This window comes from Paenibacillus agilis, from assembly GCF_007786455.1.
In the GTDB taxonomy this organism is placed as follows: Bacteria; Bacillota; Bacilli; order Paenibacillales; family Paenibacillaceae; genus Paenibacillus_B; species Paenibacillus_B agilis.
In genome coordinates, this window is the sequence record NZ_VNJK01000001.1 from 603,927 (window position 1) to 625,092 (window position 21,166).

At 42.1% G+C, this 21,166-nt stretch carries 15 protein-coding genes; 2 read left to right on the forward strand and 13 right to left on the reverse strand.

All coding sequences use genetic code 11. The annotated features are described in order from the left end of the window. Nucleotides 1-161: 161 nt before the first annotated feature. On the forward strand, nucleotides 162-2,906 hold the full coding sequence (locus FPZ44_RS02675; RefSeq protein WP_144987135.1) for an S-layer homology domain-containing protein: 2,745 nt from the start codon (nucleotides 162-164) through the stop codon (nucleotides 2,904-2,906). A gap of 243 nt (nucleotides 2,907-3,149) precedes the next feature. On the opposite strand, the gene FPZ44_RS02680 is transcribed toward FPZ44_RS02675, so the two are convergent. From FPZ44_RS02680 to FPZ44_RS02710, 7 genes are all read right to left on the reverse strand, one after another. After that, nucleotides 3,150-4,019 carry an AraC family transcriptional regulator gene (locus tag FPZ44_RS02680; protein WP_144987137.1) on the reverse strand — a complete coding sequence of 290 codons (870 nt, stop codon included), beginning with the start codon at nucleotides 4,017-4,019 and terminating at the stop codon, nucleotides 3,150-3,152. 118 nt (nucleotides 4,020-4,137) lie between these two features. Next, nucleotides 4,138-4,500: a hypothetical protein gene (locus tag FPZ44_RS02685; protein WP_144987139.1), complete on the reverse strand. Its 363-nt coding sequence runs from the start codon at nucleotides 4,498-4,500 to the stop codon at nucleotides 4,138-4,140. Between the two features lie 80 nt (nucleotides 4,501-4,580). Continuing rightward, nucleotides 4,581-5,351 (reverse strand): hypothetical protein, encoded by a 771-nt coding sequence (locus FPZ44_RS02690; RefSeq protein WP_144987141.1) that lies wholly within the window; start codon nucleotides 5,349-5,351, stop codon nucleotides 4,581-4,583. A gap of 459 nt (nucleotides 5,352-5,810) precedes the next feature. Continuing rightward, nucleotides 5,811-6,836 (reverse strand): tetratricopeptide repeat protein, encoded by a 1,026-nt coding sequence (locus FPZ44_RS02695; RefSeq protein ID WP_144987143.1) that lies wholly within the window; start codon nucleotides 6,834-6,836, stop codon nucleotides 5,811-5,813. A gap of 142 nt (nucleotides 6,837-6,978) precedes the next feature. After that, nucleotides 6,979-11,091 carry an AAA family ATPase gene (locus tag FPZ44_RS02700; RefSeq protein ID WP_144987145.1) on the reverse strand — a complete coding sequence of 1,371 codons (4,113 nt, stop codon included), beginning with the start codon at nucleotides 11,089-11,091 and terminating at the stop codon, nucleotides 6,979-6,981. Between the two features lie 54 nt (nucleotides 11,092-11,145). Continuing rightward, a complete protein-coding gene (locus FPZ44_RS02705) occupies nucleotides 11,146-12,414 on the reverse strand; it encodes a tetratricopeptide repeat protein (RefSeq protein ID WP_144987147.1) in 1,269 nt (422 codons plus the stop codon). Nucleotides 12,415-12,430: 16 nt separating this feature from the next. After that, nucleotides 12,431-13,927 (reverse strand): Hsp70 family protein, encoded by a 1,497-nt coding sequence (locus FPZ44_RS02710; protein ID WP_144987150.1) that lies wholly within the window; start codon nucleotides 13,925-13,927, stop codon nucleotides 12,431-12,433. A gap of 190 nt (nucleotides 13,928-14,117) precedes the next feature. Between FPZ44_RS02710 and FPZ44_RS02715 the strand changes: the two genes are divergently transcribed. Next, the gene (locus FPZ44_RS02715; protein ID WP_261378181.1) at nucleotides 14,118-15,347 is read left to right on the forward strand and encodes an MFS transporter; all 1,230 of its coding nucleotides are present in this window, start codon (nucleotides 14,118-14,120) and stop codon (nucleotides 15,345-15,347) included. A gap of 113 nt (nucleotides 15,348-15,460) precedes the next feature. On the opposite strand, the gene FPZ44_RS02720 is transcribed toward FPZ44_RS02715, so the two are convergent. From FPZ44_RS02720 to FPZ44_RS02745, 6 genes are all read right to left on the reverse strand, one after another. Then, a complete protein-coding gene (locus FPZ44_RS02720; RefSeq protein WP_144987152.1) occupies nucleotides 15,461-15,958 on the reverse strand; it encodes a VanZ family protein in 498 nt (165 codons plus the stop codon). 196 nt (nucleotides 15,959-16,154) lie between these two features. Beyond that, nucleotides 16,155-17,444 carry an amidohydrolase gene (locus FPZ44_RS02725; RefSeq protein ID WP_144987154.1) on the reverse strand — a complete coding sequence of 430 codons (1,290 nt, stop codon included), beginning with the start codon at nucleotides 17,442-17,444 and terminating at the stop codon, nucleotides 16,155-16,157. A 59-nt stretch (nucleotides 17,445-17,503) separates the two neighbouring features. Further along, entirely contained in the window at nucleotides 17,504-18,691 is a 1,188-nt protein-coding gene (locus tag FPZ44_RS02730; protein ID WP_186785888.1) for an MFS transporter, read from the reverse strand. Between the two features lie 106 nt (nucleotides 18,692-18,797). Further along, the gene (locus tag FPZ44_RS02735; RefSeq protein WP_144987158.1) at nucleotides 18,798-19,487 is read right to left on the reverse strand and encodes an SDR family NAD(P)-dependent oxidoreductase; all 690 of its coding nucleotides are present in this window, start codon (nucleotides 19,485-19,487) and stop codon (nucleotides 18,798-18,800) included. Between the two features lie 35 nt (nucleotides 19,488-19,522). After that, a complete protein-coding gene (locus FPZ44_RS02740; protein WP_144987160.1) occupies nucleotides 19,523-20,452 on the reverse strand; it encodes an acetamidase/formamidase family protein in 930 nt (309 codons plus the stop codon). Further along, nucleotides 20,449-21,165 carry a phosphoribosylaminoimidazolesuccinocarboxamide synthase gene (locus FPZ44_RS02745; RefSeq protein WP_144987162.1) on the reverse strand — a complete coding sequence of 239 codons (717 nt, stop codon included), beginning with the start codon at nucleotides 21,163-21,165 and terminating at the stop codon, nucleotides 20,449-20,451. Before FPZ44_RS02745 ends, FPZ44_RS02740 begins: the two co-directional genes overlap by 4 nt. Nucleotide 21,166 lies beyond the last annotated feature (1 nt).

The following is a 21,166-nucleotide window of genomic DNA, read 5'->3' on the forward strand; positions in this document are numbered from 1 at the left end:
GAAATATTAACTTTCTAATCCACATCACCCGATAAAGTAATAGAGATATAGTAGAAAAAGGTAGATTAAAAGAATGAACTAGGGAATAGGCAGTCTGCTTACCGTAGGGGTTCTTGAGGCAGAGTGCCGAAATACAAGGGAGAAATTGGTGGAGGTCGACAATGAAACGGTACATGGCAGCACTAGTAAGCTTGATGTTAATTCTTACGGCTCATTCAGGAACGGTTCAAGCCATTCAAAGCGATACGAAGGCCGTCAGCGAGCAGCAATATACACATGTTGGCGAGGATTATGACATTCTTGACGAGCAAGTGTTATCTTCGAAGAAGGATAGAACGGCTTGGATATGGTATATCAACAATGGATTATCTCATTACACTTCGGACACGGTCTACAAAGCTCATATGGTACAAATTCCAGGATTGAGAGACGTAAAGCAGATCGACGTTAGAAGGAGTGGGAGCAGCAAGGATATTCGTGGCTATGTTGCGCTAAAAAAAGACGGAACCGTCTGGTATTGGGATGCCAAGCGTACAGATAACCTACCATATCCTACGAGTGATCCGCTGCTTATTAAAGATTTGAGTAACGTGACTTCATTCGTTGCTAAATTCGATGGCAATTACAAAGTTTTGTTCGTATTAAAATCTGATGGCTCTGTATGGACGTGGGGTAGGAGAACAGGCAACTCTAAAAATGCGAAATCCTCACTGAAGCAAATGAAGCTGCTTGATGATGTTGCATCCTTACAATCAATTGGAGGCCATGTATTTGCAATTAAAAAGGACGGTTCTGTGTGGAAATGGAGATCAAGCTCGTATTTTCCGCATAACAGCTCTAACAGCAAAACGGTAGAACAGATCACGGGACTCAGTGGTGTCGTCAACATAGACTTAGGTTCTATTACAAGTTATGCCTATAAGCAGGATGGCACGATTTGGTCCTGGCGAACGTATAGAGACGACAATGCTCCTGTGCAAGTACATACAGCGTCAGATGCGCAAACAATTGTTCAATTAGATTTTATTAGAGATCCGAATCTCGGCAAAATGTATGCATTCCGAACAGATGGCCAGCTCTGGTCTTTGGACAACGACAAGGTCTTTCCTGAACTGAAGGATATCGTTTCTGTACATCAAAGGGAACCTAGTGCTCAAAAAAGATATTATGTTTTGAAAAATGATCAGACATTGTGGGCGTGGGAAAGTGCTTCTGACTTTCCTAAGCTTGTTGTGTTCACGAAAAGAATGGAGCAGCGTGGTGATTCTGGGACAGGAGGTCACCAAGCAGACCAAACGGGCACCCAAACAGATAGCCATACAGATAAACGACCTGATAGACAAACAGGCGATCGACCTAAGACAACGACAACAACAACCGAGCCTAGAGTACGGACGGTCCCAGAAATTAGCCTGTATCCATATGTCACGATGCTCCCGCCTGGCGGAAGTCAAACCATTTCCGTTAACAATCTGCTTCCTGGAACCAAAGTAACGTACGCTATCGATGATCCGAGCATAGGAACTTTATCGTATGTGAACGGTACACCGGTCGTAGTAGGGAATAAACCCGGGCAGACGATTGTGCGGGCAACCGCAACGAGAGCTGGTTATCCAGACGTAACTACTTATTTTATGCTGTATGTCGCTGACAGCAGCAGGCTGAGCGATACGTATTACACTGCCGTTCGAACAGTCCCTGCGGCTGACAAACAGAAGCCGTATATTGTGGAGGGGCTGACACAAGCGGGAGAGCTTGTTATTACAGCCGCAAGCAGTGAACAGGCGGTTCCTGTTAATGGACAAGTTGTTGTTACTCCTGAGTTAATGAATCGAGTGGCTGGCACTGCGCTAAAGGCTAAGTCTGCGGTGGAGCAGGCGTTAGCGGAAAATGGGATTGTTCTTGCTAGAGAGCTAGTTGTTAACGGAGAAGTATTATCTTCACCTGGGCAAAATGGTTATACGTTCAAGCTGTATAAGGATAGCTTAATCGGTCGTAAAGATATCGATTATATTACCGTGCATGCGGGAGATGCGAAATTGATGATTCATGTTGCGACCGCAGATCGCCTGTTTCATTCGCTTCCAGTCATCGTTATTCATTTGGTCAACGAAAGTAACGGCGGGTATCGTGTACAATTTTTAGATGAACAAGGAAGAGAGCTTCCGCATATAGCAAGCAATATCGGACTCGTTTTGCCTGCTGCGCAGTCAGATGCAACCAATAGCAGTGTATTTTATACGGATGGGACAACAACGGAGCCGATCGGTGGAAAGTTCAATCCGTACAAAAATGGCGTGGAAGCTGAAATCAATCGTCCTGGCACGTATTATTTGGGTGATAATGCTACCTCTTTCCCTGATATGGAGGGGCGAGATCCGGAGCTCCAGCAAGCAGTTCAATTTCTCGCCTCTAAAGGAATTGTGAAAGGGAAATCCGGTGGTAAGTTTGAGCCAGATTCATTGATAACTCGTGCAGAGTTCACATCGATGCTAGTTAAAGCTTTTTACGCGTTGGATAAAACGGCGACGGAGAGCTTTTCAGATGTGCAGTCTCCGCAATGGCATCATCCCTATATCGCTTCGTCCGAGAAAAAGGATATCGTCAAAGGCTATCCTGATGGCACGTTTAAGCCAGATAAGACGATAGCTCGCGAAGAAATGATAGCAATTGGTGCAAGATACTTGCATGAAAAGAAAAATTATTATTACCCTTCGAATCCGGATGTCTACTTGAATCAATTCAAAGATAAGAAAACGATATCCAATTGGGCAAAGCGAACGATGGCGTTGGCTGTAAAACAGCGCTTGATCGACGTTCCTGCTAATAAACAGATTAAAGCTCGCGAGGCTGTCACACGTGGGGAAGCTACTAGAATGTTATATCGACTTTATTTACAGCTTTAATTGTAGGCTGGTTAGGCATGGATATATAAAGTGGATATGTACAAATGAGTGATATGTAGAGCCAAAAAAAGTAAGGGTGGATTTCCGCCCTTACTTTTTTGCTTGTATATTCGATAAAGTGTTTCTAGCGAGTTAATCGGCATGTTGAGTTGTCTCAGGAGAACGATGGATTTGGAGACATTTTAATATTTCTTAATGAAAGTCCTCCCTAGACTGATCATGCGCTTCATTTTTAACAAACCATTATTTTTTCAATACTGGAATCCATATCTCACTTTTAAATGTTGGTGAAGCTACATCTTTACTTTCGTTCCAGAGTATTTCTGGTCCTTCAGCTAGTTGGTAGTTCGAGCTAGGGAACCATTCGGAATAAATGCGTCCCCAGACATTTTGCAGCGTATCAGGAAATGGTCCAATTGCGGTAAACACCGCCCATGTAGAAGCAGGTACATCAAGCTGAGCCAGATTGTCAGGACAGTCCTTCGTTGTTGCTGCTCCGATATAGTGATCCAGTTCGGCGTACTCTTGTCGCCCTTCAGAAAAATTAGTTGATGCGCTGATCAATCCTGACGGCTCGACATCAGATAGTTGTTTCAGCGTGTGAATCAACGTTTCATCTAGACTTTGCCACATGGCCGCAATTTCTGGGTTAACGCCGTTGTAAATCAAAGGTACTCGCTTACTAATTCCGACAATATGAAACGCTTCTTTTTCAACCACCCGATAATTCATTTCACTTCCTCCTTGAATCGATAGTTGGAAGGTCATAGGCGGATATGCTTTTAGGAAATGACCATTCTGTCTCGCTTCTGACGGTGTTATTCCATGCAAGCTGTGGAAAGCTCTAGTGAAAGAATCTGCCGAGGTGTAGCCGTACTTTACCGCTAAATCTATAATCCGTACATCGCTAGTAGTGAGCTCAAATGCTGCAAGTGTGAGACGTCTACGCCGGATGTACTCTGAGAGTGTAACGCCAGCCAAGAATGAAAACATTCGTTTAAAATGATACTCTGAGCAAAGTGCAATCTGTGCTATTTCCGCATAATCAATCTCAGCATCGAGACGTTGTTCGATGTACTGCAAGGCAAGATTAAACCTTTCGAGACTATCCATATTCCCACCTCCTTCTTGGTCCTAGAATAGCAGGAATGGAAAGCATCGATCCGACAATCCGTGCACCAAATTGTTGGTACTCTACGGATCTTCATTTGTACTCAGAACAACGATACCATTAATCTATCTCCAGTGGGTGCGCAGTAGCTGCGCTCATGACAGGACACTCCTCGCAATCAGGAATATACCACATTCGGCTATAGGAGTACCATTCGAACTCTTCTTGATCTTCGATCAGCATCGGAACAATGGAAACATATAGATGAGGATCAACGACTCCATTGATATCATAGAAAACATTGTCGATGGATGTGAGTACATGATAGTAGTCATTTTCATTACCGCATTTGTAAGGGATGGAGTGAGGGTATAATAATTTTAAAATTCTAAATAATTTATAGCAGCTTCCTTTTGTATAAATATCGGTAATGAACTTGTCTGAATTTCTTAGTTCTGTTAAAAATTCAACTGGATTCACCATCACAACCATCCTTTTAGGGAAATGGACTTCACCGAATGTATAGACATTTCTATGAAAGCTGCATGCAGTATGAGTTTTCCCTATTCATTGGCTAGTTCTTTTTTCAAGGCTAACAATGTTAATCGTTCATAATCACGCAGCATTTCTAACTTCTCTATAAGTTGGTCGATTCGGAGTGGGCGATTGATGTTTTTGTTTTTCATTTCAATTTCTTTTTTTATGATTATGTTTTTGATGGTTTCAGCTTGATTGGAGCAGTGTCTTAACAGATCTACGACGTAAGCGGGAACGGGTTGGAGCTCCATATAGCAAGAGAATACGTACCTAGATCCGCTGAGCATAATAAATACTTGACCGAGAGAATAGAAAAGCGGCTTCGCTGCTTCCAGCGTAGAATGGGGTAGCATTTTAACGATGTCCAACGCATGATCGAATAAACTTGAATTGTCTTCGTTATGTAAAATAAATAGTCTTGCTCTATTACGGAATTCATTTTTGATTTCTGGAGTAATTTGAATATCTTTTCTGTGAAGTGAGAACAGAGGATAATGGGAATCATGTATGACTTGCAAAACAAAGTCTGCTTCATACGTTTTGCTAACAATGTTTTTGATATCACTTATTATGGCATGCTGCTTATTCATAAATTGTTCGATGATAATGTAATGCATGGATTCTCCATCCATGAAATGCAATTCGGGAAAATGTTTAGGCTTGGCCCCCGAGAACACGACATTTCCAGTAGTCAAATTGGCTTCGATGTATTGGGCTGCCTCAGCAGATGAAGTACCTTCGAAATCTGTAAAATTTGCACCTATTTGGGCTAGATCGTTATCGTTCATACAGTTCATATGAAAGAGCCAGAAGCCCTTTCTTTCTACCAGAAGCTCTTGGTTAATCGCATTTGTGCTTTCATAAGCATTATAAAATAGATGTGCTGTCTCATACTCGTAGGCAAGTAAAACGTGAGCAAGTTCAATTTTGAAACAATTGAAATGACTTTTTCTACTAAGCAAATGAGTATGGATAACATCACCCTCTTCTCAGTGTGTATCAATCTTTAAGGGTAATTGTATCATCTCACATAGTTCTTGTGTCTAGTATTCTTCGCAAGAAACAGCACTGAAAACGTAACTTCATTGAATGTAACGAGGGGAAGTTGCAGGGGATAGTTGTAGAAGGACTATGATAAAAGGAAAGAGAGCCTGATCGTTGATGGAACAGACTCTCTTTTGGAATGAGTGCTTTGATTACATATTGATCTATTACATTGTAACGGTTGTTCCATTTGTTATGAGGTGATTGTCATCTTAAAGAAACCTTTCCAAACTGATGCCGCCAAGGATAATTAGCTCCGTCACAAATACGATGTGCCACCACTTTTTGTAAGGTTTTCCTGGCACACGTCCATAATTAATCTTCCAGCCAGGTTCCCAACATAATTTGAAGAACACGAGAGCAAGAAGGATAATTGCTATTTGAAGAAACATGTCTCCCTGCAGAAACGGTCTAATAAGAAGAAAAGTAACGTATATGAACTTCTGCCAGTTGAACATGACATCCTTCATATCGATCATCGCTGCAATTTCTTGCTCATGAACTGCCCTGACTTCCTCGTTATCCGCGTATTCTTTGGCAAGCTGCATATAAGTAATGGCCTCATAGAGACCTTCTCGACTAGCCGCTACATATTGGTCTTCTCTTGGAGAATGATGCAGATAAGAGTAAGCTTTCCTCTGATAGATCCGTCTCAATGCTTCTCGGACTTCTTCTTTATCATAGCAGACAGTTGGGCTTTCCCACTGTTTGTAATAATCAATTTCCTTAAGTATATCAATTGCTCTATCATACTCGGAAGCAGTCAGACCATAAATAAGAGCATCTCCATACGGAGTAGATTCGTCGTTAGGGAATAGCGTTCTAATTTTGTCCATAAGCCGCTGAGAAGCCTGCAATTTTTCGGCTTCGTTCATGCCTTCATGAAGTAAATACAGCCACAATTGGGCATAGTAAACACCGACCTCATTGGGCTTCAGCTTAACGACTTCTTCCCAACATTGAATGCTTTCATTATAATGTCCTAGCCGCAAGTAGTTGCGCGAGATTAGCTCCCAAGCTTCCGTTCGATATGGGTCCAAATCAATCAATATACGAGTGAGTCTATCGACTTCATCATGCTGTTGATTAGAAAAATGTTGTTCTGCTTGTTCATAGGTTTGACTATAATCCATGTCCGTTGTTGAACGCGTCTGTTTACTTGTTTGCGGTGTGAAAGAGTCTGAATCTATTCTGCTCATTCGGCTAGATGAGCGTAGGCTTCGCTTTTTGGATTTCATTAATTTAGTCCTCGCAGTACCACTTGATTTGTATTTACATGGGCTCGCTGTGAATGCTTCGTCGTCAGGTTTGCATCCCAATTTGTCATACCCGTCTAATGTTATTAGAGATTTTCATACTTTCGAGCTTCTAGTCATTTATCTATAACGGTTCGATATCTACAGCCGTAAGGGTGATAAGTTCTTCCTTAGTTAGTGCAGAATGGTTAAACAACCGCATCGATTGTAATCGTACAGCTTTCTCACAAAGATTGCGGACATAACGTCCATTTCCAGAAGTAGGATCGTATTGAATATCCTCGAAAATAAGAGCCATTTTCTGCTTGGCATTCTCTTGAAGTACATATCCTCGTTCCTTAAACATCGTGTCCGCGATCGTCATGAGCTGCGCAGCGGAATAATCTTCGAATTCGATAATATGGGGGAAACGTGAGCGCAAACCAGGGTTTATCGCTAAAAAAGAATCCATTTCTTCGCTATAGCCCGCGAGTATGACGATGAGTCTATCCCGGTGATCATCCATCATTTTAACTAGTGTATCGATAGCTTCTTTACCGAATCCACTGCCTGAGTCAGCGTCATTCGCCAAGGCGTAAGCTTCATCGATAAATAGCACGCCATCCATTGCTTCTTCAATCTTCTCCTGTGTTTTCAAAGCGGTTTGCCCAACATAACCAGCTACTAAGCCAGCACGATCAGTCTCTACCAGCTTCGATGTACGAAGAATCCCAAGGTCATGCATGATAGCGCCGACTACACGAGCCATCATCGTTTTCCCTGTACCGGGATTGCCTTTGAAGATCATATGTAAGGTTGCTTGATCATCGCTTTGGAGTCCCATTTCTTTACGCAGTTTGCGTATGCTGAGCTCAGCTTGGATACTGCGCATAAACTGTTTGACCTGATCGAGTCCGACAATGCGCTGTAACTGCTCGTCCAAGTTAAATGCAAGGCTGTCTTGTTTTTGTTCCGGTTCAATATCTATTTGTTCTATGATGATAAGAGCATCTTTTTCATAGGTTTCCATACGAGATATGCGATCTGATTGTTTACGAATCGCTTGTTCGACCAGATTGCGGGCGAGTCTGCCATTGCCAGCGTTGGCTCCGCGGATTCGAGATTCAGAGCGAAGCTGGACCGTGAGCGCCTTCACTGCATCAGGTGTAATCTGAAAGCCTTTCTGATGCACAATGCGAACTGCAATATCGGTCAGTTCTTCCATAGAATAGTCATCAAAATGAAGATGCAGCGGGAAGCGGGACGATAAGCCAGAATTACTCTTTAAAAAATCCTTCATTTCCAGCGCATATCCAGCTAATATGACAACAATATGATGACGATGTTCTTCAATAAGCTTTACTAATGTATCGATCGCTTCCTGACCGAAGCTGCTGCCATCGCTTGCTAACGCGTATGCTTCATCAATAAACAAAACGCCGCCAAGGGCGGATATAAATACGTCAGTCGTCTTTACTGCCGTCTGCCCAACGTACTCTGCGACGAGCTGGCTGCGATCCACTTCAACGATCTTGTCAGAGGACAGAACGCCCATCTGTTGGAGCAATTGACTGACAATACGTGCTACCGTTGTTTTCCCTGTTCCCGGATTGCCCGTAAAGATCATATTTAACGATTGGGAAGTTTGAATAGAATAGCCAGCTTGCTTCCGCTTCTCATCAGCAATTAACTGCTGTTTAAGCTGTCTTACGACAGTTTTGACATTTTCCAGTCCAACAACCTCTGACAGCACTTGTTCGATATCGACTTCTTGCTTCGGATTCAATTCGAAGTCTTCAATGATCAATTGTGACATTTGCAGAGTACTATGCTGTCTAGCTGTAGTAAGCTCGCGCAGCAGTCGCTGTGACTGGCGTTTGATCGCTTGTTCAATGACATTACGGGCCAGCCTCCCGTTGCCGGAGTCATTCTTTCCTGGTATTTGCAGGTCGCTGAATCGTTCTGTCAGTGGTGCTCGACAAGCTTCATCAATGCTATAGCCGTGACCTTTAGCGATGGTACACGCGATTGCATATAGTTCCTGTGGTGTATAGTCAGGAAAATCTACGTTAAGATTAATGCGAGATTGCAAGCCGGGATTGCTCTTCAAAAACTGCTCCATTTCGTTCTTGTAGCCGGCAAACAGCACGACTAAATCTTCGCGATAATCTTCCATTCCTTTCACTAATGTGTTTACTGCTTCCATTCCGAAAGAATCGTTCTTGTCCCGAGCTAATGCGTATGCTTCATCGATAAAAAGAATGCCGCCTTTGGCAGCTTGTATAAGATCATTCGTCTGCTTCGCGGTATGCCCAAGGTATTGCCCAACGAGATCATTACGGCTGCATTCAATAAGATGGCCGCTGCTTAAAAAGCCAGACGCTTTTAAATATTTGGCGACCAAACGAGCGACTGTCGTCTTGCCTGTACCCGGATTTCCAGTGAACACCATATGCAACGTTTGTTTTTTTACAATCATGCCTTGCTCAATACGCAGTTTCTGGATGCGCAGATGATCCTCCAGCTCTTGTATAATGGCTTTGACAGAATCTAGCCCTATCATTTTCTGCCATTCGGCCTGTATGTCCTTTAGAGCAGAAGATGTATCCGTGCTGTCTTTAGCAGCGAGTACAAGAATGAACGTCCCCATTTTTAGTACGAATTGCTCTTTAGAATTAAGATCAAGGATTACTTCTTTCTCTAATTGGCCTTTAACCATAAGCTCCAAAAATGGTTCATAAATATGCTGCTCAATATACGACTTAATGCCATGCGCTCCTTTTTTCTTGCTGTGTCTAGCCACGATAAGCTCTGGGATAGCTGAGTCTGAAGGCATTAATACACGTACATGACCTGAATGTTGTGATATATACTTTTTCAAATATTTCTTCGTTATTTTTTCGAGTGATTCGTCAGGCAGTGGCTTTGTTGTAAGCATATCCTTAATTTTTAGAGCCGCTTCATTAGGAAAATGAGAAAGTACCACAGAAGGCTCCTGCTCTGAGACAAACACAAAATACTTCCCGTTAGGATAGAGGTCATCGACCGTATCTACTGTTAAATTCCCGCTGACTTGAAGTAGGGAAGTTGTTTTTTGATCGAATAAATATCGTTTAGCCAGCTGAAGACGATGATGAATAACCAGCTGGCTGATGTAATGAACGGCAATAGAGTGACACTTTTCTATATTTTTAAACACGATGATAGATGGTTGTCCATTTAACGCTGCGTAGAGATCAGATAGAAAAGTAGTATCAATCTTATCTGTTGTAGAGTAAAGGCTAAGATCCATCTCGTGATAGCCTTCTTCTAGCAAATACCCTTTGCGGACCATTTCGCGGGATAACAGTTGAAGCGAGTAGTGTCTGCCCGTTCCTTCCTGCCCGCCAATGACAACAGCATTTTTAAGCTGCTTGTCAGATCTGCGCATCATAAACGGCCTCATAAATGCTTGGCACAAATTTTCGATATACGATTTCTGATCATACAGCTTGTGCTGCAATGTTTGCTTTATTTCTTCAAAATGAATTTGCAGTGGTGAATTCAAAATAGGTGCCGATTGTTCTGTTCGCTGCGGATTGTTTTTCAGGCGAATCAGCAAATGACGAATTTCGTTTGTATAGTTGGAATTTGGATATTTCCTCAGCATCCGTGTGCATTTCACCTGACACTCTTCGTACTGCTCTGCTTCATATAAAGCTTTCAATAATTCAAATTCCAGTTCTTCATGACTAGCTAGCGATAACGCAGTATGTAAGCTTGAAAGGAGCAGATCACTTGCGGCATGAGTCTTCAGCAAGCATTTGCAATACAACTGCCATGCCTCTACGTCTCTTGGATGCATTCGGCATACTTGTTGAGCGTAGTTAGCTCCTTTGTTATATTCACCTGTCGCCAAGGAAATTCGGCAAAGCCCGAGCAAAGCTTCACGGTGCATAGCATGCTGCCTCACTATTGGCTCATATATTTGTGCAGCTTCAGACGTGTTATGAAGTTGCTCGTAGCAGCGGCCAAGTGTAATTTGATAATCGATGCAGCTTGTGTCCATACGAACTGCTTGCTGCGCAGCTTCAATAGCTTGTAGTCCTGCTTGATTATGTAGAAGCACATTGGCATATAGGTCGTACATATTTGCGTAGGAGTGATAAGCATCTTTCAGCTCCTCGAAGCGCGACAAAGCCGCACTGTATTGGAACTGCTTAATCAAATTATCGATTTCATTGCGAAATGATTCAAATGGTACGATGCTGCTGCTCACAGTGAAATAACATCCTTTCTAGCCTTCATCATAATAGTCGCAATCCGTTCAGTTTTAGCAAGAGCACCTGCAGTTTCTATGTTTCTTACATGGTTCTTTATAGTGTATTTGGTCGTATTTCCATCTTGGAATGTAGTTCAATATAGCACTCAAGATAAGTATGGCAGCACCGAAATAACCAACATTGTTAAAATTCGGTTGTGCAATAATAGAAAAAACAATAAGAAATATGGGAATCTTGATGTTAGACGAGAATCGAGAACCGAAAAAGACACGCTGCTTGGATTTTTCTATGTATCGAATGGCTAGATCAATTTTGGAGCGCTGCTCACTATCTACTACGTATTTCAACGCTTGAATTTGATGATAGAATGCTTGGTCTACGTCTTCTTTTCTAATATAGTAGTCTACGTTTGCTTTTTTGTTATACTTGGCGTATTTTTGCCCTAGTTTATAATGAATTAAAGCCATCTCATTTTTGAGATCGATAAAACCAAAGTCACAATCTTCTGCTTGCTCATCCGTCCAATTGCGATATATATCTTCAAGGATAGATAGTGCTTCCCCGTACTTATCGTTCCGTCGATGCAAATAGGCTAGATGATAACGATATGAGAAGTCTTCAGGATCTCTTCTTAACGCCTCGGATAGCCATTTTTGACCCGAGCGTAAGCATTCTTCGTCATTTAAAATAGGATGCTCATTATAAAGTAACGCCATGTTGTAATAGTACCCTGAAAAATAAGGATTTAATTCTATCGCTCTCTCCATTTCTAGTATGGCGTTAGCAGTCTGACCAGTTCCATGAAGAGCCCATGCAAGCACAGAGTATATGTTGTCATCACTACTATCAATTGCTATTGCTTCGTTTACTTTTTTGATAGCTTCATAATATCGCTCGTTGTCAATATATTCTTCTGCCTGTTCTAGTAGCGCTTCAATTGGTGTAAGTGGTTCATCTTCCTCGTCTTGCTCATCCGCTTGATATGCCGTACGATAATTCGTTTCTTGCTGTGCAATAGGTGCAGTTCCTTCACTCAGCACTTCATAAGTAACGGACGATTCTACGGGCGATTGTCCTGCCACCGTTTGTGGAACTAGCATGGAAGCGTCATACTGTTTTCGCTTGGAAGGATCCAATAGAACGGGCTTCGCTGCCTCAATCAATTGAATCATTCGTTCCGCTTCTTGTCGTCGTTCCAATGAAGGAGCATTGATGCGTGTTTGCCATTTGCGATGGACATCTTTTAACGATCGATCCAGTTCTTGATCGGGAAGAGTAGGGTCCAACTCCAACTCTTTATAAAAATTTGTACTCGACATGTACCTCGACCTCTGCTTAGTTTATAGTTAAGTCCGTAAACCGCTTTGTCTTGTCAACAATGGCAGGTTCAGAGAGATTCGACTTGCGATCAATCATAAATTCTCCCATGTCTTTTCCAGTTCGCTCATCTTGCGCATTAATATGTACGATTCCATCAGCATCGTAAGATAACGTTACTCGTATCTCATATCCTTTTGGTGGCCTGTCCAGCTGAATGGTAGATTGACCGATAACTCTCACATAGTTAGGATCCTCATCTTCACCTTCGGTTACGACGATAGATACATTGTCCTGCCGATCGTCCATCGTAATAAATACATCGCTTTTCTTCGCTGGAATAGGTGTGTTCCGCGGCAAAATAATAGAGTTTTGTTCACGATGCTGCGGATCTAACGATATAATGCCGAGACTGTGGGAATTAACATCTACGACAGCTGGTCTGAGCATCATACGGGATTGTTTTTCGTTCAACAGGTCTGCTTGAATAGCAGCACCTAAGGCAACGACTTCATCTGGATGTAATTCATCAGATGGCACAATTCCTGATGCCTCCTGAATCCATTCTCGTATAGCAGGTATACGCGTTGATCCGCCAACGAGCAGTATTTTTTCAAGATCTGCCCATTCCATACCAGAATCTTGTAATACATTACGCATCACAATGCTGGTGCGATTCAGAAGCGGTCGAATCATCTCTACAAACATATCCCGAGTCAATGCGACTCTGAGTGTCTTGCCCTGACTACTTAGCATAAAACTGGACTCTGGATATATGGAGAGCGACTTCTTACATTCTTCCGCCATTTCTCTTAGCTGTTGTAAAGCTATCGGATCATCATACAAATCGATTTGATGCGTTTGCAAAAATTGATTATGTACATACTCGATAATTTTATTGTCAAAGTCAAAGCCCCCGAGATTGCGATCACCGCCAGTAGCCTTAATAATAATTTCCTGATTGGATATGCTCATAATCGTTACATCGAATGTACCGCCGCCAAGATCGAACACCATCACATCTTGATCTTCGGATTGCTGAGAGATTCCATAGGCTAGGGCCGCTGCAGTGGGTTCATTCAATATTTTCACGACGTTCAAGCCAGCTATTTTGCCTGCATCTTTCGTTGCTTTGCGCTGCACATCATCAAAGTATGCGGGTACTGTAATGACAGCATGGTGTATAGGAAATCCCAAATGATCTTCTGCATCTTGCTTAAGGCGTTTAAGTATAATGGCGGACAGCTCTTCGGGGCTGTATGTCTCACCAGCTTCATTTAAGAAGGAATAACTCGTATTGCCGATTTGGCGCTTCACAAATTGCACTACATTAAGTGGATCATTGAGGGCCTCGTCTTTTGCTCTGCTCCCAACAACGGGCACAGATTGTTCAAATAAAATAACGGACGGGGATGTTCGTTCACCTTCGCGGTTTGGTATAATAGCTGGAATTCCATCTTTATCCACATAAGCGACGGCTGAGAAAGTAGTTCCGAGATCGATGCCGATAATCATTTTTGTACCTTCCTTTCCATATACATATCAATTACATCTATATGAATGGCATGAATTGAAGTAGTTCAATTGTTATATGAAAATAGTATCATTTATTCATTTTTAATTCGACATAATCTGTCGGTTTCCCTTCGTTTTTCTAGCGTGATAACAGGAGTGGAATCGGTAACTTATACAGGGGGAGATTGTTGTGGATGAGGGGATAGGTAGGTGGAGGCAGTATTCACTGCTTCTTGGGGGAATAGGGGTTTCGTACTTTGGCAACTGGATTTATTTGATTGCTTTGAACATTCTCGTATTGAACATGACGAACTCAGCAGCTGCTGTAGCGGGCTTATATATGATTGGTCCGATTGCGAAGTTGTTTACAAATTTATGGGCAGGCTCAGTCATTGATCGTATGAATAAGCGAAGGATTATGATTGCAGCGGACGTGATTCGAGGATTGCTTATCTTCCTCATTCCACTGATGACATCGATATGGGCAGTATACGCGATTGTATTTGTATGCAGTATTGCTTCCGCCTTTTTTGGACCGAGCTCAACTTTTTATATTACGAAGATTGTTGTGCCAGAAGAACGCAAACGATTCAATTCTATTATGAGCATGATGAACTCTGGCTCCTTCTTGCTTGGGCCTGCAATTGCTGGTGTGCTTATTATTTTTATTGGCACAGGTTGGTGCGTCATCATCAATGCGGTAAGCTTTCTCATCTGTGCATTCCTTATTGGCATGCTGCCTGATGTTAGTGATGAGAACGTAGAGAAGCGGGAGCCGATTCGCCTGAAAATGATCATAGAGGATTGGAAGCTTGTGCATCAATTTATGCTGCGTTCGCGCTACTTCTTAAAAATATATTTGCTCTACCAAATTGCAATTATGATCTTTTTCGCGCTCGATTCGCAAGAAGTCACGTTCATTAAGCAGAACTTGCACCTGAACGATCAACTGTATGGTGTCATTGTCAGTGTGGCTGGCATAGGCGCTCTTCTAGGTGCATCAGCTTCGGCCATAGTGGTGAAGCGATTCTCGCTTCAAACATACATAGCAGTGGGGATGCTGTTCTCGACGATTGGCTATGCGATGTTCTATAGTGCATCAGGATTTTGGTTTGCGACGATAAGTTTTATTCTGCTGGGGTTCTTTATGTCTTTCTCCAATACCGGTTACGCAACCTTTTATCAGAACAATGTTCCCACTTCCATTATGGGGCGCTTCGGCAGTATTGAGGGGATGTTCCAAAGTGTCGTGCAAATTATGGCTACGTTTGCATTGGGGACATTAGCGGAATGGTTTGATTTGCAGCTCGTTACAATTATTTTCTCGGTGGTGTCGATTGTTATTGCAATCGTGTTGAGTTTCCACATCTTTGATAAATCAAAACGGGCTTATTATGAAGAGGGGCAAATGTCACTCTAGAAGAGGTCAGAGTTAAAAAGAGAAGATGATGCGCCGAAAGCTATCCACAGCGGTATGAAGTACCGGACTGTGGATAGCTTTCGTTGTCGTACAAAGGGTTCTACATGTACGAATCAGCTATTGGACCAGCGTCGCCAAGCGCGAGCACTCATGATGAGCACGATAAGTACAATTCCGATCGAATCCACCATGACATCCTCGATATGTCCGGTCCGCCCAACGACAAAGGATTGATGCCATTCGTCTGAACAAGCGTAAAGGAATGAAAGTAATCCACTGAGACCGATTGCTGCCCAATCTTTCATCGATGTAGCGTAGAGGGTCTTAATGGAGAAGAAGCATAGTAGCGCAAATGAGAAGACATGCGCAGCTTTACGAATAAAAAACTCAACGAAGTCGTAAGGCTTCTCCCAGGTTATAAGCTGATTGTCGTAATAAAAGGAAAGCTCTGGTATATACTTTTGCAGCGTCTCTGCCTCGATCAAAGATGCAAAGGCGGGACGCAAATCCTGATCCGTATAAGGCTCCGAGGACTTATAAAAAATAACCCCCATCCATACCACGGTAAGAACGAGCCAGATGATAAATTTCCGTTTGTGTGTAATCGTCATGAGTGAACTCCCTTACTAAGATGGCAATTCAGTGCTAGCTAATAGCCTATCATGTGTCAACGTCATGAGCAACTGCGCTCATTCGTATTTTTAAAAAACGAGTGAGAATGTAATTGAAGATTCGAGGAGAAAGTAAAAATAAGCTGCTCCAGTAATTAGATACCGGAGACAGCTTACGTTTAACGTGCATGTATATTTAAATTCCTTCTACAATTCGCTTCGCACGTACTGCTGCTTGTTGAAGAAGTTCCTCTTCATTTATCGTTAGAAGTTGGCGATTTTCCATCAGTATTTTTCCGTTTACGATCGTTGTATCTACGTCTCCGCCATTAACGCTATAAGCGATTAGGGATTCTATGTTGTGATGTGGCATTAAATGAGGTTTGTTTATATCGATTAAAATAAGATCTGCCTTTTTACCAACTTCAAGCGTACCGACTTCTTTATCGATGTTAAGCAAGATCGCGCTATTTTTAGTAGCCAGTTGGATGGCTTTTTTAGCAGGAATTTGTGTAGGATCGCCATAATCTAATTTTTGCAACCACGTAGCCGTCTTGATTTCTTCAAACATATCGAGTGTTGTAGCGCTTCCTGCTCCATCTGTACCTAGTCCTACATTAATCCCACGCTGCAGCATTTCGACGATTGGAGCAATGCCACATCCTAATTTCAGATTACTTACAGGATTATGAGCTACACCACCGCGCATGCCAACCAAATAACTAATATCTTTACGAGTCAAATGGACAGCGTGAGCCAGTAGAACATGTGATTTTTCAAATAAGCCAAGGTTATATAAGTACTCCGTAGGAGTTTGATTGTATTTATCTCGTATTTTTACAATCTCTTCTTTTGTTTCGGCCAAGTGGATATGTATCGGCAATTTCTTGTCTTCTGCAAGCCGAATGACTTCTTTTAATGGTTCAGGAGGGCAAGTATAAGGAGCGTGTGGACCAAACATCGTTGTAATTCTTCCGTCGGCAGCTCCATGCCATTGATCGATAAGCTCCATTGCTTCACGTAATCTTCTGCCTTTATCGTCTTCAAAGAAGACCAAGCCTCTAGTCAATGAGGCACGCATACCAACTTCCTCAATAGCCTGCGCAATTTCATTCATATGAACGTACATATCAGCAAATGCTGTTGTACCGGATTTGATCATTTCAGCCATGGACAGCTTACAGCCCCAGTATATATCTTCTGGAGTCATATTGTTTTCGGCTGGGAGCATCTTCTTGTCCAACCAGTCCATTAATTTGAGATCATCTGAAAATCCTTTTAATAGACTCATAGGAGTATGCTGGTGAGCGTTTATGAGACCAGGCATAGCAACTTTTCCATTCCCTTGAATGACTTTGTCTGCCTGTTCTTGCACTTGACTGCTTATTTCCTTAATCTTATCGTCTTCGATTAAAATATCTCCTCTAAATGGCTGATCATCATCCAGCATGGTGACGATTGTTACGTCTTTAATTAGCAGTTTCATATGGTTCCCTCCCCAAAAAAATGGATGCCTGTACAGGGTGCAATTAACAGCTTTATCCATTATACCTCTAGTTGTTGAGCTAATGCTTGTCTTTTTTGAACTTTAGCGGTTACTAAAATAATAAGCAAGGCGATTAATTGGCATAGTCCACATATTAAGCCCAGCATTTCAATGGCATCATTATCAATAACAAAGCCCCCTAATGCGGAGCCCGCACTTGTGCCTAAATAGCTGAATGTAGCATTCAATGCAAGCAAAAGGGACGGAGACTTAGGCGATATCGTGATCAAATAATTTAGCAGCGGCGCGTTAAGCATCCATGCCGTTATGCCCCAACTAATGGTGGCCAATCCAGCTAAAATAACATTTGATGAAAAATCGTACAGCATAATAAAAGAGAATGCGAATAGAGATAGTATTTTTATGGCGATGGTCAAGTAAATGGTAGGGAGACTGCCTATTCTGTCATTTAAATAACCACCGAGCCAGACGCCTATAATGGAAGAAGCCCCAAACAAGGCGAGCATAGAGCTTAATCCGATAAGGTTAAAATCTCCGATTGCTTGCAGAATCGGATCAATAAAGGTATATACAGCAAAGCTTCCTGTTGTAATAAAGAGAATAGCTGTCATTAAAAAGAAAACAGTTGCTTTCTTAAGCGGAGGTAGTTGATCTTTGGTTGATGCGTTGTCATTTGTTTGTTCTAATTTAGGAATCATAATGGTAGTTAAGAGGCACACGAAGAAGCCTACGATTGCTATGATTAGGAAGGCAATTCTCCAATTAAATATATTTCCCAGCCACGTTCCAATTGGAACACCCAGCGTAATCGCGATCGTTAAACCGGAGGATACGGCGGAGATAGATTTGCCTTGTTTCCCTGGAGCAGCTAGTTTGGCAGCAATCAATGTGGCAATGGGGAAGTAAAGGGCTGCGCCCATTGCCGCAATAATTCTTGAAATAATGAGCATAGCAAAAGTGCTTGATAAAAAAGAAATTATATTGCCTATTGAAAATAGAAGCATGGTCCAAAATAAAATTTTGGTAGGACTCATTTTGGCAGTTAGTGTTGTCAGTACTGGAGCAGTAATCGCTATTGTCAAAGCAAAAACAGTTACTAATTGGCCTGCCGAAGAAATCGAAATGCTCATATCATTAGCGATATCTAGTAATATTCCAGCCACTATATAGCTGTCTGTTCCGATTGCGAATGCACCAATCGTTAATAATAGTAAGCGTGTATTCAATTGCGATGATCCTTTCCTTGAAACAGAATGTGAGTAGATATACTTGAGTTTTAAAGAAGTTACGTTAAAGTGTGTAGTTTCTGAGGAGGTAAGTGAGAGCAGTTGCTTATATATTTTGAAGTGCATTCATTTTAGGGATATGTGATGAGCTAGGAACGGAAGGTCTAAGTTCTACATAAGTAGGCATTACCCTTGGTGATAGACTAGCTAAGGAAACTGCCAATTGTCCAACATCACTCGGTCTAATTTTCCATTCATCATTTTCTTTAGGTCTATTCGCTACAGCTCCGAGAGACAAGTAACAGACGCGTATGTTCTTGTAACGCAAATCTTGAATCGCTATTTTAGACATGGCTAGAAAAGCGGCCTTTGTCGTACTGTAAGCGACTCCTTCCTCAAATGGGTATTCCGCTGCTTGGCTCCCTACAAACACCATGAATCCATTTGATAAGGATAACATTTTCGTGCATTTTCTAATCAGCCATAATGGAGCGGTAACATTTGTTAACAGACTGTCGTTCCAATCGGCATCAGAAATTTCCTCAATTGGAGAGTATCTTCGAATACCAGCGTTGTTTACTAGTATATCAATCGTTTGGTAGGTTTTTTCTACATAGTCAATGGCATTGGATACTTCATCTTGGTTGGTAAGATCGCACTGTATTTCTTCCATCCAATCTGCTCCGCATAAGGTTCGATTAAGCGCGATTACCTTGTAGTCTGCCTCGGCAAAGGACTGTGCAATACCATGACCAATTCCGCGATTCGCCCCCGTAATTACAACTATTTTTGTCATTTGTAATGGCCCCACCTTCATCTATTTTATCCAACTTACTTTACAGATTCTAGACCAAATATATCTTCAATCTTCAAAACCTCATGTGGAATTCGCACGGCAGCGCTTTTAATTCTGCCTGTATAGTGCCCGATTACTAAGTGCGCCGAGAATCCCAGCAAAATATAGGCATCCACTTCTTGCAGTTGTTTGGCATGGGCAACGATACTTACAGCCATTGACACAGCCATGTTGGCAGCATCTTCGAACGTATCTCCATATCCTGCTATCAAAATATGATCTGAACTATAAATGATGGGGCATGGGATATGTTGAGACAGTACGCTTAGAGAAATATGAACTTGGCCAGAGGCTTCTAGGGCAATACCCGAAAGCTCTCCATCTCCTTGCCTTGCATGAAGATCACCCATATACAGCAATCCGCCTTCAACAGCCGCTGGCAAATAAACAACGGAGCCTGCAACCATATGACGGAAATCCAAATTGCCGCCATGCGGGCATGTAGCACCATTTCTAGTTCCGGCAGGATCTGCTAACCCGATCCCGCCTAGAGACGGGATCGTTTGTAGGTTAATGCTTTCATAGTCTATCATGCCTGATTTCAGAAATATTTTTTTATAATTGCGGCCTTGAAATACCCCTTTTAATACGCCTGATGATCTTGAAATACAGGTGTAACCAAAAGCGGAAAGTTCAATATTTTCGATTTTTACCGCTACCGTCATGCCCGGTTGAACGTTGTTAATATAGATGGGGCCTGTGAATGGGTGATGATAACCTTTGTCTATGACCTGATTCAGCTCTTCGCCCGTGTTTGTTTCTTGGGAAAAAGCATTCATGGTTTCAACTAGAATATGATCCCCGTGGTTCGCGTAAATGACTGGACTTTTATCGATATCTAAAATGTATGCACTATTTTGTTCATTGAATTCGATGGTATGCTTAATGTAACTAGCGATACTCATACCAATTCCTCCATTAGTCTAGAAGATACTTCTTGATATTTCTCAAAGAGATCTCCTGTTCCAAATCGAAACACATCTTTATCAATCGATTCTAGTGTTTCACTATCCCACAGGCGCATCCCATCTGGAGAAATTTCGTCGCCTACAATAATGTCCCCATTTTCCAATCGTCCTACCTCAAATTTAAAATCTACGAGCAGCAAGCCGCTTTCTTTGAACACGGAACTTAAAATGGAGTTCACCTCAAAGGCCAGTTCACGAATCACTTTGATTTCTTTTTCTGTTGCAATTTTGAATGCCAATATATAATCCGAATTTAACATCGGATCGTTGCCGAATTTCATATCGAGCTTGAGAATAGGTGGGTTAAAAGGATGACCATGTTGAACGGGGTAGTTTCTTACAATTGAACCAGCAGCATAGTTACGTGCAATGACTTCAAGTTTAATCATTTCGAGGGGCTCAACTAACATTTGCCCGTGTTCATTATTGTCTATATAGTGTGTTCGAATGCCTCTGCTCTCCAGTAATTTGAATAAGAATGAAGAAATGCTGCAGCGCTGCTTGCCTGTTCCTTGAACTAACGCATTTTTTTTATACGTATAGGAGGTGGCACTGTCTAAAAAGGAAACGACAAATTGGTTGTCCTTCTCTGCAGAGTAATGAATCGTTTTTGATTTCCCGCATGTGTGCAATCGGCCTGTTTGATACATA

Bases quoted from the DNA above. Each gene is read 5' to 3' on its own strand.
- FPZ44_RS02675 (WP_144987135.1), top strand. From the start codon at position 162: ATGAAACGGTACATGGCAGCACTAGTAAGCTTGATGTTAATTCTTACG.
- FPZ44_RS02680 (WP_144987137.1), bottom strand. From the start codon at position 4,019: ATGGATAGTCTCGAAAGGTTTAATCTTGCCTTGCAGTACATCGAACAA.
- FPZ44_RS02685 (WP_144987139.1), bottom strand. From the start codon at position 4,500: ATGGTGAATCCAGTTGAATTTTTAACAGAACTAAGAAATTCAGACAAG.
- FPZ44_RS02690 (WP_144987141.1), bottom strand. From the start codon at position 5,351: ATGAACTGTATGAACGATAACGATCTAGCCCAAATAGGTGCAAATTTT.
- FPZ44_RS02695 (WP_144987143.1), bottom strand. From the start codon at position 6,836: ATGAAATCCAAAAAGCGAAGCCTACGCTCATCTAGCCGAATGAGCAGA.
- FPZ44_RS02705 (WP_144987147.1), bottom strand. From the start codon at position 12,414: ATGTCGAGTACAAATTTTTATAAAGAGTTGGAGTTGGACCCTACTCTT.
- FPZ44_RS02710 (WP_144987150.1), bottom strand. From the start codon at position 13,927: ATGATTATCGGCATCGATCTCGGAACTACTTTCTCAGCCGTCGCTTAT.
- FPZ44_RS02720 (WP_144987152.1), bottom strand. From the start codon at position 15,958: ATGACGATTACACACAAACGGAAATTTATCATCTGGCTCGTTCTTACC.
- FPZ44_RS02725 (WP_144987154.1), bottom strand. From the start codon at position 17,444: ATGAAACTGCTAATTAAAGACGTAACAATCGTCACCATGCTGGATGAT.
- FPZ44_RS02735 (WP_144987158.1), bottom strand. From the start codon at position 19,487: ATGACAAAAATAGTTGTAATTACGGGGGCGAATCGCGGAATTGGTCAT.
- FPZ44_RS02740 (WP_144987160.1), bottom strand. From the start codon at position 20,452: ATGAGTATCGCTAGTTACATTAAGCATACCATCGAATTCAATGAACAA.
- FPZ44_RS02745 (WP_144987162.1), bottom strand. From the start codon at position 21,165: ATGTATCAAACAGGCCGATTGCACACATGCGGGAAATCAAAAACGATT.